A 16469-nucleotide genomic window follows, 5' to 3' on the forward strand; every position below is an offset into this window, starting at 1 on the left:
TCTCCCCCCTTTCAAAGGGGGGCCGGGGGGGATTCTTTATTCTCCCCCCTTTCAAAGGGGGGCCGGGGGGGATTCTTCATTCTCCCCCCTTACAAAGGGGGGCTGGGGGGGATGGGGGCTGGGGGGGATTTTCAACCCTTAATCATACCATAAACCTCATTCAACTTCGCCTCCACAGCCGGCGGACGGGACGTAAACCGGATGTAAAACTTTCCCTGATCCGCCTTTTTTTCCAAAACTTTTGCATAAATATCTTCGCCAATTTCAGAATCCGAAGACTTGAGATTAATTTTGATATTCGTCAACACGATAGGCTGGGAATCCGTCCCCTCCTCTGCCCCGATTAACGCGCCGCGATCGGAGAGTTTCAACAGCCGCCCGGAAAATAGGTTTTCCCCGACGTGCTTCCCTTCTAAAACCGTGTATTGCAAAGAAATCGGCTGGGATAGCGGATAAAAAATCTCCGCCTCTTTGGGCATAAATAAATTGTACTTTCCGCCGATGCCGGCGACTTCGTAGATGGCGATCGGATGTTTCACACCCTTGGGCTGCACCAACTTTTTACTCTCGATTTCGATCAGATTCTCCCCCGCATCTTGTAACGTTTCTTCCGAAATGATAATTTGTCCCCCCGTCGTATAGGATTCGATCCGGTAAGTGAGATTCACTTGACTGCCGACGACGCCGTATTTCGTGCGTTTTTCCGAACCCAAATTGCCGACGACCACTTCCCCGGTATTAATGCCGATGCCCATTTCCAGCGGCGACAATTCCCAGGCTTGCATCTGTTCGTTGACTTTCACCATCGCCAACTGCATCGCCACCGCACAGGCGATCGCCCGTTCCGCATCATCTTCCCGCAAAGTGGGGGCTCCAAATAAGACCAAAATCCCGTCCCCCATGAACTCGTCAATCGTGCCTTGATAGCTGGTAATCACATCCGCCATATAGGACAAATAAAAGTTAAGAACCTGCACCACTTCTTCAGGGGGGAGGCGCTCAGAAAGAGCCGTAAAACCCCGCAAATCCGAGGTCAAAATCGTGATTCTGCGCCGTTCCCCGCCCATTTTCAAGCCCTCCGGGTGTTCGAGGAGGGTAGCGACAATTTCATTGCTGAGGTAGCGGCCGAACGTCCTGCGAATGTCCGAAGCAGTGCGGGCGACGTAGGCGGTAATGGCGACCACCGAACCCGTCAGCGCGAGGGCGGGTGGGACGACGGGCAGCCACCATCCGCCCACGAAAGCGGCGAAGGTAAATCCCATCAAAATACCGCCGGCGAGGAGGGAAATCATCAATCGTTTGAATAGAAATTTTCGGACTTTTGTGGCATCCCGGAGTCTCCAGGTGAGGGCGGCACCGATACCAGACCACAGGAAAATCCACAGCCATTCGATCGCTTCCGGCGCGGTTTTGATGAGGGGGCGGTCGTCGAGGGCGGCGGCGATAATTTGGCTGACAATATTGGCGTGAATTTCGACACCCGTCATCCGCTGTTTGGGCGAGAGGGTGTAGGGGGTAGAAAAGAGATCTTTCATGCTTTCCCCCACCGAACCGATGAGGATAATGCGATCGCGCCCCCAGTCGGAAGACACCCGCTCTTCAAAAATATCTCGCATGGAAACGATCTCGAAATGTTCCCTCGGCCCCCGATAGTTGAGCAGCACTTGATAGCCGCGATCGTCGGCCCGGATGTAACCCCCATCATTCTCTTCAAAGGGGGTAAAAATCACCTGTCCAAATTTCCACCAATTGTCCGTCCCCTCCACAACTTCAACCTGAAAATCCGGTTCCTCCGCCAGATATTTGAAGGCGAGATGGACGGCAAAACTGTAGACGGTTTCTTCTCCGTTATCCCCCTGAAAATACAGCAGTGCCCGCCGCAGGGTATTGTCCGGATCGACGATCAGATCGTTGGCGCCCACCTGCCCTTTTTCTTTCAGGACGGGGGGCGGCGCGACCTTCTCGAAGGATTCGTCCCCGATCGCCTTTTCGATGCCGATCAAATTGTCGGTATTTTCAAAAATTCTCACCAGTTGGGCGTGTCCGGGCTCAAAGGGCAAATCGCGATAAATATCCAATCCGATCGCCCGGGGTTTCATGGCGATCAGCCGTCGCAGCAACTCGAAATAAACGCCGTCCGGGACGTAACCCTGTTGGATAAATTTGAGGTCTTCTTCGTCGATGCCCACGATCGCGATCCGGTCATCCCGAGGCTGAGGCGGACGCCAGCGCATATATTGGTTGTAAACCGACCACTCCAGGGGTTGCAAAATCCCCGTCAGCCGCAATAAAATCACCGCGATCGCGATCGAAGGCGTGGTGATGACCACGCCCCGCCAATTCCACAGTCGTTGTTTGAAAACCGTCCACATCAGTTAGGATTCGTTATCTTCCGAACTCACGGTTTCCCGAGTTTCAGTTCCACAGCAGGGAGCCATCGGTTCGGAGGCGATGTCTGTCAACTCCACAGATTCCATCAGTTGTTCCCACACTTCCGGATTGGTTTCCCGCAGTTCTAACGCGATCGCCACCGTTTCGGGCCAGATCTGCTTTTCGGCGTACAACTGGGCCCTTTCGAGGGGATCGGTTTCCGCTTCAATTTGGGTTTGGCGTTCGGAGTCGAGTTCCACCCGTTCGATGGCCCCCTGCACCGACTCGTCCGAGGCCCGCTGATTGGGGTCGCACAGCATGGAAAACTGCCAGATGTAGGTTTGGCCCACCTCCAGGGAGACGGTTTCGGGAAGTTCGATTCGCACGATGCCGCCGTCACCGGGAATGGCGAAGGTGTCCACATAGACATCGCCTCCTCGGCTGTCAACCACCGTAAATTCCGCCGTTTTTGCCTCGGTTTTCGGGACGTACAGGAAAAATGTCGGATTGGGGGAGGCGGTCTTTAAGGCATCATATCCGACCGGTAACAGGGCCGTGAGGCGAGATGCACTCTCGCTGCAAGTCGTTTTGGCCGTCCGGAAATCGTCCGACTCTCCCCGGGTGCCGCCGCCGGCCGTCGATTCGGGACTGCCACGATTCGGGCCAGGGGGAAATTCCAGCGCCAATTCCATCGCCGGAACGGACGGACGGGACAATGGCGGGGGTGCCGCGACCGTGGCGAGGGGGGCCGCGATCGCACTGAGAACGCCCAGCCAACATAAAAATTTGACCTTCATCAACGGGATACCTCCATAATGGGTCGAGTCGATCGACTGAGCTCGATCCGATCTTTGCCAACTCAACTCATAACACCTAGTTTAATCTTCTACCGTAAGTTCCGGGAACCGCACCCTATGGACGTTGACTGATGCGATCGCGATCGCGTTCCCGAGATTCCGGGTTTCCAACGGGAAAGTGGACTGACAAAATTCAATCCCAAATTTCTGCCAAACTGACGACAAAACCGGGCAGCACATTTTCCCCGGATAAATGGGTAGGAGAATTTAAAACTTCAACGTCTCGTGTGGGACGATAAATCTCCACCGTCCGGGTTTTCGGATCGAGCAACCAACCCAGACGCAACCCGTTCTCCAAATACTCCCGCATTTTCTCTCGGGTGTCCTGAATTGCATCCGTTTCCGAAACTAATTCAACGGCAAAATCGGGACAGAGGGGTAACAATTTTTTGCGGGTTTTCGGGGGCAATTCATTCCATCTTTCCATTGTAATCCAACTGACATCCGGGGAGCGAGTCGCCCCGTTGGGCAAGCGAAATCCGGTGGAAGAATCGAACCCTTTTCCCAACCGATTTTGACGGTTCCAAATCCCCAACTCGATATAAAGTTCAAAGTTTCTGGAACCCGTTTCTCCCCCCGTCGGCGGCATGATAATCAATTCCCCCTCAGCCGTCAATTCTAACCTCAAATCTTGATTGATGTCCGCCAATTCTTCAAACTGGTCTGGACTAAGTTTCCATGTTTTGGGTAAATTCAGCGTTACGGCCATCGAATCATCCTCTCTGCGAACTATTGGGTTTAATTTAATCCCAAATTTCTGCCAAACTTACGACCAAATCCGGCAACACATCTTCCCCGGATAAATGGGTAGGAGAATTTAAAACTTCAACGTCTCGTGTGGGACGATAAATCTCCACTGTCCGGCTTTTCGGATCGATCAACCAACCCAGACGCAACCCGTTCTCTAAATACTCCCGCATTTTCTCTCTAGTCTCCTGAATTGTATCCGTTTCCGAAACCAATTCGACGGCAAAATCGGGGCAGAGGGGCAACAATTTTTTGCGGGTTTTCGGGGGCAGTTCGTTCCATCTTGCGATCGTAATCCAACTGACATCCGGGGAGCGAGTCGCCCCATTTGGCAAGCGAAATCCGGTGGAAGAATCGAAGGCTTTCCCCAAATAATTTTGGCGATTCCACCACCAAATTTGCCCGTTCAATTCAAAATTTTGATAACCCGTTTCTCCCCCCGTCGGTGGCATGATAATCAATTCCCCCTCAGCCGTCAATTCCAACCTCAAATCTTGATTGATTTGCGCCAATTCTTCAAACTGATCCGGACTGATTTTCCATGTTTTGGGTAAATTCAGCGTTACGGCCATCGAATCATCCTCTCTGCGAACTATCCGGGCAGGTATGGCATCCGAAATAATTGAGCAACTTCTCGCCCCCAAACCCCCAATTCTGGGGGCTTAGAGATTGAGTCACTTCTCGCCCCCAAACCCCCAATTCTGGGGGCTTAGAGTTCGTCAAGTTTGACCGAATTATTTCACATTGCACTATTTGAACTAATTATAGCGAATTCCGGCGGTTTCGAGCCGCGCGATCGCCTGTCGAATCCGGTCGTCTTCCGTTGTCAACGCAATTCTAAAAAAACCCTCTCCCGCCGCGCCGTAGCCGTTTCCCGGGGGGACGACGACACCGCATTTGTCCAGCAGCAACGTCGCAAATTCTTGGGAAGTGTAGGGGGGCGGGACGGGAACCCAAACGTACAGTGTCGCCTTCGGCGGTTCAATCGTCCAGCCCAGCGATCGCAGCCCAGAAACCACCAGATCCCGCCGCTTTTGATAGACTTCATTCGCCGCCCGCCGCTCTGATTCCGGCATCGAAAAAGCCGCGATCGCCGCCCGCTGAATGGCTTTAAATACCCCGGAATCCACGTTTGTTTTCACCTGAGATAACCCGCGAATGCCCATTTCATTTCCCGCCACAAATCCGATCCGCCACCCCGTCATATTGTAGGATTTGGACAGGCTGTGGAACTCGATCGCGATATCTTTCGCCCCCGGAACCTGCAACACGCTCGGCGCCCGATAGCCGTCGTAGGACACCTCCGAATAGGCGTTGTCGTGACAGAGCAAAATGTCGAAGGCTCGACAAAATTCGACCATTTTGGTAAAATCTTCTAAACTGGCGATCGCGCCCGTCGGATTGTTGGGGTAGTTCACCCACAGCAGCTTCGCCCGCCGAGCCACTGGTTCCGGAATCCGTTCCCAATCCGGCAAAAATCCATTTTCTGCCCTCAACGGAATCGGATAGGGTTCGCCCCCGGCAAATAGCGTGGACGTGCGATACACCGGATAGCCCGGATCGGAAATCAAAACGATATCCCCGGGTTCGACAAATGCCAAAGCCGTGTTGTGGATGGCTTCCTTGGAACCGATGGACGAAACCACCTCGGTGTCCGGATTCAACCCCGAAACGCCGAACCGCCCTTCCATCCAGGCGATCGCGGCTTGCCGAAATTCCGGCAGTCCCCGGTAGGGCGGGTAATTGTGGTTGGACGGATCGGCGATCGCCTCGTGCATCGCCTGCAGGATGCGATCGGGCGTCGGTTGGTCCGGATCGCCGACCCCGATGTTGATAATATCCGCCCCTTTGGCGATCAATTCCAGGCGTTTCCGGTCAATTTCGGCAAAAAGGTAAGGGGGGATTTTTTCCAGACGTTTGGCAAACTGCATTCTCAGTTACAGAACTTGATTGGGCGTGGGCTTGAAGATTATATCAAAACACCAGGTAGCGTTGAGTGAATTGCGTTCAGAACTTAATCAAAAACTCCGGGATTTTCGTAGATCGCCCAATCAAAAAGTCTCGTGAAAAGATATCTCAAAAAATTGCAGTCAATAAATCGTCGCGTTTTGGATTCAATTCCAACCCAATTTTGCCACAGTTAACCTGTCGCCCGCATCAACTTGCCCGTCCAGTTATGAACTGGGAATCAGTCGAATCCGTCCGGCATCCATTTCGTCCATCAACAATTCTAACGCTTCGTAATCCACATCTGAAATGTAACCCAGCCGAGCCAATTCAGAATTGATTCCGTTTTCAATTTCGGGCGTGAGGCATCTAAAGTAAAGGGCTTTGGATACCAATTGTCGGATCGCATTGGTCGCTGCCATGAGTAGTCAAGGAACTCAACTTATGTTAATTCTCCACTGAATGCCAGTTCTGACTGGTGATCTCAAATACAAATTTCAAGTGATCTCGATCGCATTTTTGCCCTCATCGGAGGCATCCGATCTCAAACCGAACAAACCCAACCCGTCCCCCCATTATGGGAGGCGGGGGGATGAGGAGCCACCTCAATTGACCAGCCTACAAGAGAATTTTTTCTGTATTTTCTTATACAAATAAAATTATCTCATCCCGAGGACAACTCGACTCGGTAAGTTAATAAAAATTTAACCTTCTCTTCGGTCGCGAGATCTGGAATGGGGGTGCGGGGATTGTGGGGGCACAAGGCTGGCCCCCCAAGCCCGAGATTTAATAACAATCGGCAGTGAGCTTTGGGCAATCGGCAAAGCTTAAGAGTCCATGATTGGGAGGTTTTGGGATTTTCAAATATTCCGGGCGTCCACGGCCTCTTCACCCCCCGACTTCCCCGGTTCTCACAGCCTTTTTAAAAAGCCCAAAAAATCGACAAAAAAGGCGATCATAATGATCGTCGGTCGGGTCGGATCAAGTCCCGAATTTCCGGCCCGTTTTGGCGGGCGATCGCGACCGAAAAAATCGAGCGATCGATTCCATTTTCTCTTCCCAACCCGACCGCGATCGCCCCATTCCGATATACCCGAGCCGTAAATGTGCTAAATTCAGAGACAGACTCGGTGGGGTGCGGTATCCCATCAAATGCAGCCTGGGACGGTAGATTCCCGGTGCGATTTCGTGAGCATCCCCGACGACCGAGAACAGAAGATTGAGCCGATTTTGCAGGTCAAGTCAGCCGACATGACGGAATTATTGGAGGAAAGATCGAACGTGGCAGTCGCAATTGAAACGTTAATCACGCCCGACATCAACCAACCCGCCCGCTATTTGGGCAACGAATTGGGTGCCCAACACAAACCCTGGGAATCCGCCCGCGTCCGCTGGGCGCTCACCTACCCCGAAATTTACGAAGTGGGGGCATCCAATTTGGGACATTTCATTCTTTACAATATCATCAACGCCGGGCCCCGACAGCTCTGCGATCGCGCCTACCTCCCCGCCCCCGACCTGAGCGAAAAGCTGCGGTCCACCGGCATCCCCCTGTTCGCCGTCGAATCCCGCCGCCCCCTGACCGAATTCGACATCCTCGGCTTCAGCCTCAGCTACGAACTCGGGGCCACCAATATTTTAGAAATGCTGGATTTGGCGGGAATTCCCCTCACCTGGCGCGATCGCCAACCAGCCGAGAACAAATGGCCCCTGATCTTCGCCGGCGGCCAAACCGCCACCTCCAACCCCGAACCCTACGCCGACTTTTTCGACTTCATCGCCCTCGGGGACGGCGAAGAACTGCTCCCCGAAATCGGGTTAATTCTCGAAGAGGGGAAAGTCGCCGGATTGAGTCGGGAAGAATTGCTCTTAGATTTAGCCCAAATTCCCGGCGTCTACGTCCCCCGATTTTACAACATGGCCCCGGACGGGTCCGTGCACCCCAACCGCCCCGACGTCCCCAAAACCATCCTGCGGCGCGTCGCCACCCCCATGCCAGCCTATTCCATCGGGGTCGTCCCCTACGTCCAGACGGTCCACGATCGCCTCACCGTGGAAGTCAGGCGGGGCTGCACCCGGGGCTGCCGCTTCTGTCAGCCGGGGATGCTGACCCGGCCAGCCCGGGACGTGGAACCGGAGGCGATCGTGGAAACCATCGAAAGGGGAATGAAAGAAACCGGATACAACGAATTTTCCCTGCTGTCCCTGAGTTGTTCCGACTACCTGGCCCTGCCGGCGGTGGGGATGGAAATCAAAAATCGCCTGCGGGAGAGCAACATCACCCTGTCCCTCCCCAGCCAGCGGGTCGATCGCTTCGACGAAAATATCGCCAACATCATCGGCGGCATCCGCACCAGCAGCCTCACCTTCGCCCCGGAAGCCGGAACCCAGCGGATGCGGGACGTGGTCAATAAAGGCCTCACCAACGAAGAACTGCTGCGGGGGGTGAAAACCGCCTTCGAGCAAGGTTGGGATAAGGTGAAACTCTATTTCATGATCGGACTGCCGGGGGAAACCGACGCAGACGTCATCGGCATCGCGGAAACCGTGCGGTGGCTGCAGCGGCAATGTCAGGCGTCGGGACGCAAACGCCTGAACGTGAATTTGACCATCTCCAACTTCACCCCCAAACCCCACACCCCCTTTCAGTGGCACTCCGTCTCGACGACGGAATTTGAGCGAAAACAGGAGTTGCTGCGGGGCGAATTTCGGCGGATGAAGGGCGTGAAAGTCAATTTCACCGATTTCCGAATTTCCGCAATGGAGGATTTTGTCGGCCGGGGCGATCGCCGTCTGGGGCCGGTGGTGCGCCGCGCCTGGGAATTGGGCGCCGGCATGGACGCCTGGTGGGAGAGTCTGGATCGGGCCTTCGGTGCTTGGGCGCAGGCGATCGAGGAGTCCGGGTTGAGTTGGAAATATCGCCAGGTGGAAGCCGGGGAATGGAACGTGATGGACCGTCCCGCAGAGGGGGAAGCAGCCACCCAGGCGCTTCTAGACCAACCCCTGCCCTGGGATCACATCAACACCGGCATCGATAAAAATTGGCTCAAAGAGGACTTGCAGAAGGCTTTGGAAGCCGCGACGGTTCCCGACTGTTCCTTCGATGCCTGTTCCCACTGCGGGGTGTGCGGGCCGGATCTGGGCCACAATATCGCGATCGCGCCCCTCCCCATCCCCGAATTTGCCGGCCACTTCACCCCCCCCTCCCACCGGGTGCAGCGGCTGCGGGTGTGGTTCGGCAAGCTGGGGGAACTGGCGTTATTGGGACACCTGGATTTGATGAAAGCCTTCGATCGCGCCGTCCGCCGTGCGGATTTGCCCATTTCCTTTACCGGGGGATACCACCCCAAACCCCGCATTTCCCCCGCCAACGCCCTGCCCTTGGGAACCACCAGCAGCGGGGAAATCGCCGATTTCGACATGGCCGAGGCGATCGATATCGACATCTTTCGGCAAAAATTGGCCGCCTGCCTGCCGGAAGAGTTGCCCATCTACCGGGTGGAGGCGGTGGACGTGAAGTCCCCCTCGGTGTCCCAAGTGTTGGACCGGGCCGAGTATGTCATCGGCGCGGCGGTCAACGGCGGTCCGGCGACCCGCGAGGACTGGGAAACCTGGGTGCGGCAGGTGTTGGAGCAAACCGAAATCCTCTGGGAGAAAACGACCAAATCCGGCAAGATTCGCACGATCAACCTGCGGGAACAGTTGTTGACGTTGGAAGTCATTTCGGCGGACACCGCAGGCGGGGCGACGCTGCGTTATGTGGGGACCTGCCGCAACGACGGGACGCAACTGCGGCCGGAACAGGCGATCGATATGATCGAACGGGCCGGCGATCGCGAATTGCAACTGAGTTCGATCCACCGACAAAACCTGTGGCTGGGGGAATAATGGATAATTGATCATGGATAATTGATAATTATCGATTCATGGGGCCCGAGTCAATTCGGGTGTAGGGTGTAGGGTGTAGGGGTTTCTCCCTCTGCCTCCTGAGCTCCCTGAGCTCAGGGAGCCCCTCCGCCTCCTGAGCCCCTCCGCCCTAAATTGCCGATCGCAGTTTGTCTTTGCGGGGATGTTATTATAGAATTTAACATCAAAGCAACTTGAGCTTGAGCGTCCTCAGCTAAAGTTGCTCGGGCGTTGCCGACAGTCACTTGACTGGCACCGACAAGCCCGGCCGGGGAAATGTTGCAGAGCAAAGATAACCGTCCGACTCAGATCGTCGTAATGCCCTGCTTGACCCTGGGGGTCTCGGCGATAGTGAAGCAGTTCCCGTGACTGAACTCGTGAGGGTCTTTCATTGACCGGAGGTCGAGGTTCGGAACACCCAAAAACCCGGGCGGGGTGAATTGCGGGATTGACTGGAAATCGGCGTTTTCTTGAGAGAATTTTGATTCTCGCCTCATGTCTGCAGTGGAGTCCATTGCGGACATCAAACAAATGGCCTGCAGAGGCGTTCTGACCGGAGACGGAGCGGTTTGTCCGAGCCGTCGAGGCGTGAGCCGGTGAAGCAGGACTTTCCAACCCCATCGAACCCGGGCTCGAAGGGTTGTCAAGGGTGGCGGGTCGATTTTGGAATCCCAACTTCGGGAACTTTAAATTGTGCCTGGGAATGCAATTGGCTTGTTCCGAATTGATTTTTGTCCGGCTCCAACTTCCAGAAAAATTTGGAATTTTCCCGATTTTAGATGGGGAAACGATCGGGTTCTCAGCAAGTCGAACCGGCAGTTGAGGCTTTGAACCGACGTGAGAGCCACCGCTGCGTGCACCCGTTCGATTTCTAACCGGATTGGTGCAAAAAATCCCAGAGGCGACGGGCTTTCGGCGGATCAACGCGATCGCCAGATCGTCCGGGTCGGGGAAATTCGCCGACCGCCCGCAGTTCGACAGCCGTCTGTGCCAGCACGATTCATTTTCTCGCCGGACATCAAATTCTTTCCCAATGGAAATGTTTGTGGTGATCGGCAGATGGGATAGTCGAATTTTAGCGATCGTCAAATCATTCAGAATCGAAAACACGGATTCAAACAACGGCAGGAGATCGCAAAATTCGCAAATTCTCGGTTCGGGTTTTCACGACAACTTGAACGCGGTGTTGGAACGGGTCATCTTGTTGATACGGTCTGACCGATTGAGTCGGCAAATCCCAAGCCGTCCTCCACGGCTCGGACATCAAAATTATGGCAACAATAGAAATTTTGGAATCCGGTGCCAGAGCGGGCGATATTGTCCGAAGGAAACTGACGTCAAAGTTGGGTGGAATGGGAGCCGAAACTCGGTTTCCGGACGCCCGATTCAGAAGTTGGCGATGGTGGTAAAAGCGGGAAAGCAAACCGTCCGTACTGGGAAAACCGGATCGTCCCGAGTTGCGGTCAACCTGTTTTCTAAAATTCAGACCGAATTCCGGACGCCAGCAAACCGACGATCGATTCTAGTCAACATCAGAGGTACACGCAGCGTAGCTGCCTCAAGTGTTGCAAAGTTTTGAGGAAATTCAATGTCAAAGCAAATCATTATTGCCGAGCAGCATCGGATCGCTGCCGTTTTTTCAGAAGATCAAATTCAAGAACTGGTTGTCGCGACCGGAAATCACCAGGTCAGCGATATTTATCTGGGAATCGTCGAAAACGTCCTTCCGGGGATCGACGCGGCCTTCGTCAACATCGGCGACCCGGAACGGAACGGATTCATCCATGTTTCCGACCTCGGCCCCCTGCGGTTGAAGCGGTCTTCCGGTTCCATCACCGAACTGCTGATGCCGCAGCAAAAAGTGCTCGTCCAGATCATGAAAGAACCCACGGGCACCAAAGGGCCGCGGCTGACCGGAAACATCACCCTCCCCGGGCGCTACCTGGTGTTGATGCCCTACGGCCGGGGGGTGAACCTCTCCCGCCGCATCCGCTCCGAAAGTGAGCGCAACCGCCTCCGGGCCCTGGCGATTTTGATCAAACCGTCGGGGATGGGCCTGTTGGTCCGCACGGAAGCGGAGGGGATGGCGGAAGACGCCATTTTGGAAGACCTGGAAACCCTGCAGAAACAGTGGGAGGAAATCCAGCAGGAGGCCAATTCCACCCGGCCCCCGGCTCTGCTCAACCGCGACAACGACTTCATCCAGCGGGTGCTGCGGGATATGTACAGCACCGAAGTCAACCGCATCGTCGTGGACTCCGGGGATGGCGTGAAGCGGGTCAAACAGCACCTGATCAACTGGAGCGTCGGGAACAACCGCCAGGGGATTTTGATCGACCACCACCGGGAGCGCATCCCGATTTTGGAGTATTTCCGGGTGAATGCGGCGGTCCGGGAGGCCCTGCGGCCGAGGGTGGATCTGCCCTCGGGGGGGTACATTATCATCGAACCGACGGAAGCGTTGACCGTGATCGACGTCAACTCCGGTTCGTTTACGCGATCGGCCACCTCCCGGGAAACGGTGCTGTGGACGAACTGTGAAGCCGCCACGGAAATCGCCCGTCAACTGCGGCTACGGAATATTGCCGGGGTGATCATCGTCGATTTTATCGACATGGACTCCCGCCGCGACCAACTGCAGGTTCTCGAACATTTTAATAAGGTGCTCAAGGCGGACAAGGCGCGGCCCCAGATCGCCCAACTGTCGGAGTTGGGGTTGGTGGAGTTGACCCGGAAACGCCAAGGTCAAAATATTTACGAACTCTTCGGCCGCAACTGTCCCACCTGTAGCGGGTTGGGGCACCTGGTCCAACTGCCGGGAGAGTCGGAAGCGGAGGCGGGAGAGGTGCCGGAACGGGTGGTGATCGGCCCCAAAACGGTCGTGCCTTCGCCTTCTCCCTCCCTCGACGGGGGCGCCCGCATTGCCCCGCCCCAGGACAGCCGCATCCCGAAACCGGCGGAACCGGCTTACCGGGAGGAAAGCGAGGGGGCGACCGCCGAGATGGAGTCGGGCGGGACGTTTCCGGAATTGGAATTGCTCAACCATCCCAGCTATCAGGATATCGGGGGTGGTAGCAACATCCGCCGCCGACGCCGTCGCCGGATCGGGGATATGGAACCGCTGGTCCGGGATGAGGAGTCTCCCCGGGCAAGTCTGCGGGTGAACTCGGGCGGCGGATACAACGAGACGCGATCGGAGGCGGGGACTTCCGAAACCGGGCCGAGCCGTCCCGGTTTGGCCGAACGGGTGCGATCGCCCAAGTCGGAAACGATGAAGCCGGTGCCGGAACCCCAAGAAGTGGTGGCGGTGGAGATGACCGGAGACGAGCAGGATGTGTATGCTCTGATGGGAATTTCGCCGCTGCTGCTGTCGAATCAGCCGGTGAAGAGTGCCAGAAATGCGATCGTGACGGTTCGTATGCCGGGGGAAACGCCCAAACCGCTCTCGACCATTTTGGAAGAGGAGCAGGAAACGGTAGAAGAAGCGACCCCCGCCCCCGTCCCGGCCGCCGCGACTTCCGCCGCCGCGATCGCCGCACCGGAGGCTGAACCGGAACCGGAGGCCGAACCCGTCGAGGATCTCTCCCCGGATTTCGAGGATGAGGAAGACGCGGAGGAAATGGAAGAGTCCGAACTGTCCTCGAATGGGGACGATGAGGCCGATCTGGACGACTCGGAGGAAGACGCGGAGGACGAAGGGCGGACTCCTATCGTCCGGCGCCGTCGCCGTCGGTCTTCCGCCGTTTCGGAGTGATGGACACTCGGGCGTCAAATCTCCCCCCCACCGCCGATCCCCAGATTTTCGTCGCCGGGGTGGACGAGGTGGGGCGGGGGGCGTTATTCGGCCCGGTGGTGGCCGCCGCCGTCATCCTGTCGGATGGGGCGGCGGCGGAACTGGCCGCCGCAGGGGTGCGGGACAGCAAAAAATTGGGGGTCCGCGATCGCGATCGGCTGGCCGGCCTGATCCGGGCGAAGGCGGTGGACTGCAAAATCGGCTGGGCCCGAGCCCGGGAAATCGACCGCCTGAATATCCTGCAAGGAACCCTGCTGGCAATGCGGCGGTCGGTCCTCAAACTCGACCCGACCCCTCACCGCTGCCTGGTGGACGGCAACCGGCTCATCCCGGAACTCCGCATCCCCCAGGAGGCGATCGTGGGGGGAGACGGCTACCATACCGCGATCGCCGCGGCGAGTATCGTGGCGAAAGTGTGGCGGGATGCCCTCATCGTCCGCCTCGATCGCATCTACCCCCAATACGACCTGGCCCGAAATAAAGGCTACGGCACGAAACGGCACCGGGAAGCCCTGCAAACCTACGGTCCGAGCTTCCACCACCGGATGTCCTTTGCCCCCTGTCAGCTATCTTTGCCCCTCGGAATCTAGGGTGTAGGGTGTAGGGTGTAGGGTGTAGGGAATTAATCCCTTTTCACTTTTCACTTTTCACTTTTCACTTTTCACTTTCCCCAGGCTCGGCGCCATATTAAACTGTTTGTTCGCCGACGGGTTGGGTCTGTTCGGCGACTTGCGCCTCGGACTGTTCGGAGGCCCAGCGGCGGTAGTCGGAGAGGAGGTTGTGCATCAACCGCTGTTTGATCGTCATCAGGACGCTTTTGAGCAGGCCGTTACCCGTGGTTTCCAGGATGGGTTTGGGGGTGAATCCGATCGGGGGCGGGACTTCCACCAGTACCTCCAAATCGGCCTTCCCCCTCAGACGGGTCACGCCGTCGAGCGTGTAGGGGGCTAATCTCCCCGCCAGGTTCAGCGAAAAGCGCCGGTTGATGTATTCGACCCCGCGAATTTCGCACTCGAGCGATCGCAATCTCACCGTCCCGTTGGCGAGGGCCGATACTTTCATGTCCACCGTGGGCTGAATGGTCAGGCTCATGAACGACAGGGGGCGCATTTTCAGCCGAAAACAGTCCGCGTCCAACTGTTCGAGCCGGGACGAGTCGGCCAGGGCATTCACCAAGCGTCTGGGCTGGCGGAGGTAGTGCTGGATGGGAATTTTTTGGTCGGGTACGACAATTTCGACAGATTGAGACGCCGTGAATCGAGATAACATAAGAAACGAAAAAAATCAACAGTTCTTAAACTAGGTTAACAAAAATTAACCATTTCTCGTGCGATCGGGGGCGACCCCGGGCATTTTATTCCCTCTGACGGGTCAATCGGGTGGATAATTGTTCCATGATACTGGCCGCTCTCCTGAGAATCATGTAAAGAATTGCAACGGGAGGGGGCGGAGATGAACTCAATTCGACGTCACTCAATTTCCGATATGACAACTTCGATCGCCCACTTGGGACCGCCGGGAACCTACGCCGAGGCGGCAGCTCTGGTTTACGCCGACCATTTGACCCGGACGGCGGGGACTCAACCCCTGCTGTGCCCCTACCCGAGCATCACCCAAACGTTGCAGGCTGTGGCGCGGGGGGACGTGAATTTGGGGGTGGTCCCGGTGGAAAATTCCATCGAGGGCAGTGTGACAATGACCCTCGATACCCTGTGGCAGTTGGACGCGATCCGCATTCAGCAGGCCCTCGTGTTACCCATTTCCCACGCCTTTCTGTCTCGGGCTCAAAAATTGCCGGAAATTCGGACGGTGTATTCCCACCCCCAGGCGTTGGCGCAGTGTCAGGGTTGGCTGGACAAGTTTCTGCCGGACGCCCAGGCCATCGCGACCAATTCCACCACCGAGGCGCTCCAACACCTTCACGAACCCAGCGCCGGGGCGATCGCATCCCGGCGGGCCGCCGAACTGTACGAATTGCCGATTTTGGCCCACCCCATCAACGACTACCCGGACAACTGCACGCGGTTTTGGGTGGTGAGTTTGCAACCGCTGCACGGGGGAAATCACACCTCCCTGGCCTTCGGCGTCCCGGCGAACGTGCCGGGAGCCTTGGTGAAGCCGTTGCAGGTGTTCGCCAAGCGCGGCATCAATTTGAGCCGGATCGAATCCCGTCCCACGAAGCGATCGCTGGGGGATTATCTCTTTTTTATCGATATCGAGGCGGACACGGATGACGAGTCGGTGCGATCGGCTCTGGAGGAATTGAAAACCCACACCGAAACCCTCAAAATTTTCGGCAGTTATACCATTTTGGAGCGATAATATCCCGAAATAATGGGAAAAAAACTGTAGCGGGTCAATATCAAAATTTGATGGAGCCGGAGTTGGCGGAATGGATTATAGGTTCGGCGGCATTCCGAATTTGCCGGATTTGACGCACCCGGAAGAGTTGATGGCATTCGGCTCGAATGCGGTCAAGTTGGGTTTGATATTCGCGATCGCCATTTTGGCACTCTTAATCGCCCTGGCACTTTTAACCTGGTCGGGTCAGAAAATGGGAGTCCAACTGAAATCCTATTGGATTTGGGTACAACGGTTTCCCCATATAATTTTGATTATCGCAATTTTGACGGGGGGATTTTTTCTCTCCTCGACCCTGGCGAATCGATACCACCATTGGGAACAGCAAAAAATAGCCGAAATTGCCACCCAGGTGTCCGGGGAGCGACTCGAACAGGTGGCGCCGCGGGTTCGCTACCAGGTGGAAGAAACTTACGAGAGAAGGACGAGAGTTTGAAAGCCACGTCTTTTTAAAGCGTGGATGAAAAACGAACGGCGACTTCAGTCGC

At 56.0% G+C, this 16469-nt stretch carries 12 protein-coding genes; 5 read left to right on the forward strand and 7 right to left on the reverse strand.

Annotated elements, in window-relative coordinates; translation table 11 throughout:
• Positions 1 to 131: 131 nt before the first annotated feature.
• From LKE08_RS16215 to LKE08_RS16240, 6 genes are all read right to left on the reverse strand, one after another.
• The gene (locus LKE08_RS16215) at positions 132 to 2372 is read right to left on the reverse strand and encodes an adenylate/guanylate cyclase domain-containing protein (protein ID WP_324705286.1); all 2241 of its coding nucleotides are present in this window, start codon (positions 2370 to 2372) and stop codon (positions 132 to 134) included.
• 3 nt (positions 2373 to 2375) lie between these two features.
• Positions 2376 to 3167, reverse strand: a complete 792-nt coding sequence (locus LKE08_RS16220; protein WP_324705287.1) for a DUF928 domain-containing protein — start codon at positions 3165 to 3167, stop codon at positions 2376 to 2378.
• Between the two features lie 193 nt (positions 3168 to 3360).
• A complete protein-coding gene (locus LKE08_RS16225; protein WP_324705288.1) occupies positions 3361 to 3936 on the reverse strand; it encodes a Uma2 family endonuclease in 576 nt (191 codons plus the stop codon).
• A 34-nt stretch (positions 3937 to 3970) separates the two neighbouring features.
• Positions 3971 to 4546 (reverse strand): Uma2 family endonuclease, encoded by a 576-nt coding sequence (locus LKE08_RS16230; protein ID WP_324705289.1) that lies wholly within the window; start codon positions 4544 to 4546, stop codon positions 3971 to 3973.
• Positions 4547 to 4732: 186 nt separating this feature from the next.
• Positions 4733 to 5905, reverse strand: coding sequence for a pyridoxal phosphate-dependent aminotransferase (locus LKE08_RS16235; protein ID WP_324705290.1), 1173 nt, complete (start codon positions 5903 to 5905; stop codon positions 4733 to 4735).
• Between the two features lie 243 nt (positions 5906 to 6148).
• Entirely contained in the window at positions 6149 to 6343 is a 195-nt protein-coding gene (locus LKE08_RS16240) for a hypothetical protein (protein ID WP_324705291.1), read from the reverse strand.
• A gap of 859 nt (positions 6344 to 7202) precedes the next feature.
• Between LKE08_RS16240 and LKE08_RS16245 the strand changes: the two genes are divergently transcribed.
• From LKE08_RS16245 to LKE08_RS16255, 3 genes are all read left to right on the forward strand, one after another.
• On the forward strand, positions 7203 to 9809 hold the full coding sequence (locus LKE08_RS16245) for a TIGR03960 family B12-binding radical SAM protein (RefSeq protein ID WP_324705292.1): 2607 nt from the start codon (positions 7203 to 7205) through the stop codon (positions 9807 to 9809).
• A 1606-nt stretch (positions 9810 to 11415) separates the two neighbouring features.
• Positions 11416 to 13581 carry an Rne/Rng family ribonuclease gene (locus tag LKE08_RS16250; protein WP_324705293.1) on the forward strand — a complete coding sequence of 722 codons (2166 nt, stop codon included), beginning with the start codon at positions 11416 to 11418 and terminating at the stop codon, positions 13579 to 13581.
• Complete coding sequence (locus tag LKE08_RS16255; RefSeq protein WP_324705297.1) at positions 13581 to 14210, forward strand: ribonuclease HII; 630 nt, start codon at positions 13581 to 13583, stop codon at positions 14208 to 14210. Before LKE08_RS16250 ends, LKE08_RS16255 begins: the two co-directional genes overlap by 1 nt.
• Positions 14211 to 14307: 97 nt before the next feature.
• Here LKE08_RS16255 and LKE08_RS16260 read toward each other — a convergent pair whose 3' ends face one another.
• Positions 14308 to 14889 carry a DUF1997 domain-containing protein gene (locus LKE08_RS16260; RefSeq protein ID WP_324705294.1) on the reverse strand — a complete coding sequence of 194 codons (582 nt, stop codon included), beginning with the start codon at positions 14887 to 14889 and terminating at the stop codon, positions 14308 to 14310.
• Positions 14890 to 15105: 216 nt separating this feature from the next.
• On the opposite strand from LKE08_RS16260, the gene pheA reads away from it, so the two are divergent.
• Together pheA and LKE08_RS16270 are read left to right on the forward strand one after the other, a co-directional pair.
• A complete protein-coding gene (gene pheA / locus LKE08_RS16265; protein ID WP_324705295.1) occupies positions 15106 to 15942 on the forward strand; it encodes a prephenate dehydratase in 837 nt (278 codons plus the stop codon).
• A gap of 70 nt (positions 15943 to 16012) precedes the next feature.
• Complete coding sequence (locus LKE08_RS16270; RefSeq protein WP_324705296.1) at positions 16013 to 16417, forward strand: hypothetical protein; 405 nt, start codon at positions 16013 to 16015, stop codon at positions 16415 to 16417.
• The last annotated feature ends 52 nt before the right edge of the window (positions 16418 to 16469 follow it).

The sequence above is a fragment of the Lyngbya sp. CCY1209 genome (assembly GCF_035615495.1).
GTDB lineage: Bacteria > Cyanobacteriota > Cyanobacteriia > Cyanobacteriales > Microcoleaceae > Limnospira.

Coding starts and splice junctions, on each gene's coding strand:
- LKE08_RS16260 (WP_324705294.1), bottom strand. CDS start 14,889: ATGTTATCTCGATTCACGGCGTCTCAATCTGTCGAAATTGTCGTACCC.
- LKE08_RS16225 (WP_324705288.1), bottom strand. CDS start 3,936: ATGGCCGTAACGCTGAATTTACCCAAAACATGGAAACTTAGTCCAGAC.
- LKE08_RS16255 (WP_324705297.1), top strand. CDS start 13,581: ATGGACACTCGGGCGTCAAATCTCCCCCCCACCGCCGATCCCCAGATT.
- LKE08_RS16270 (WP_324705296.1), top strand. CDS start 16,013: ATGGATTATAGGTTCGGCGGCATTCCGAATTTGCCGGATTTGACGCAC.
- LKE08_RS16235 (WP_324705290.1), bottom strand. CDS start 5,905: ATGCAGTTTGCCAAACGTCTGGAAAAAATCCCCCCTTACCTTTTTGCC.
- LKE08_RS16240 (WP_324705291.1), bottom strand. CDS start 6,343: ATGGCAGCGACCAATGCGATCCGACAATTGGTATCCAAAGCCCTTTAC.
- LKE08_RS16250 (WP_324705293.1), top strand. CDS start 11,416: ATGTCAAAGCAAATCATTATTGCCGAGCAGCATCGGATCGCTGCCGTT.
- pheA (WP_324705295.1), top strand. CDS start 15,106: ATGACAACTTCGATCGCCCACTTGGGACCGCCGGGAACCTACGCCGAG.
- LKE08_RS16220 (WP_324705287.1), bottom strand. CDS start 3,167: ATGAAGGTCAAATTTTTATGTTGGCTGGGCGTTCTCAGTGCGATCGCG.
- LKE08_RS16230 (WP_324705289.1), bottom strand. CDS start 4,546: ATGGCCGTAACGCTGAATTTACCCAAAACATGGAAAATCAGTCCGGAT.
- LKE08_RS16215 (WP_324705286.1), bottom strand. CDS start 2,372: ATGTGGACGGTTTTCAAACAACGACTGTGGAATTGGCGGGGCGTGGTC.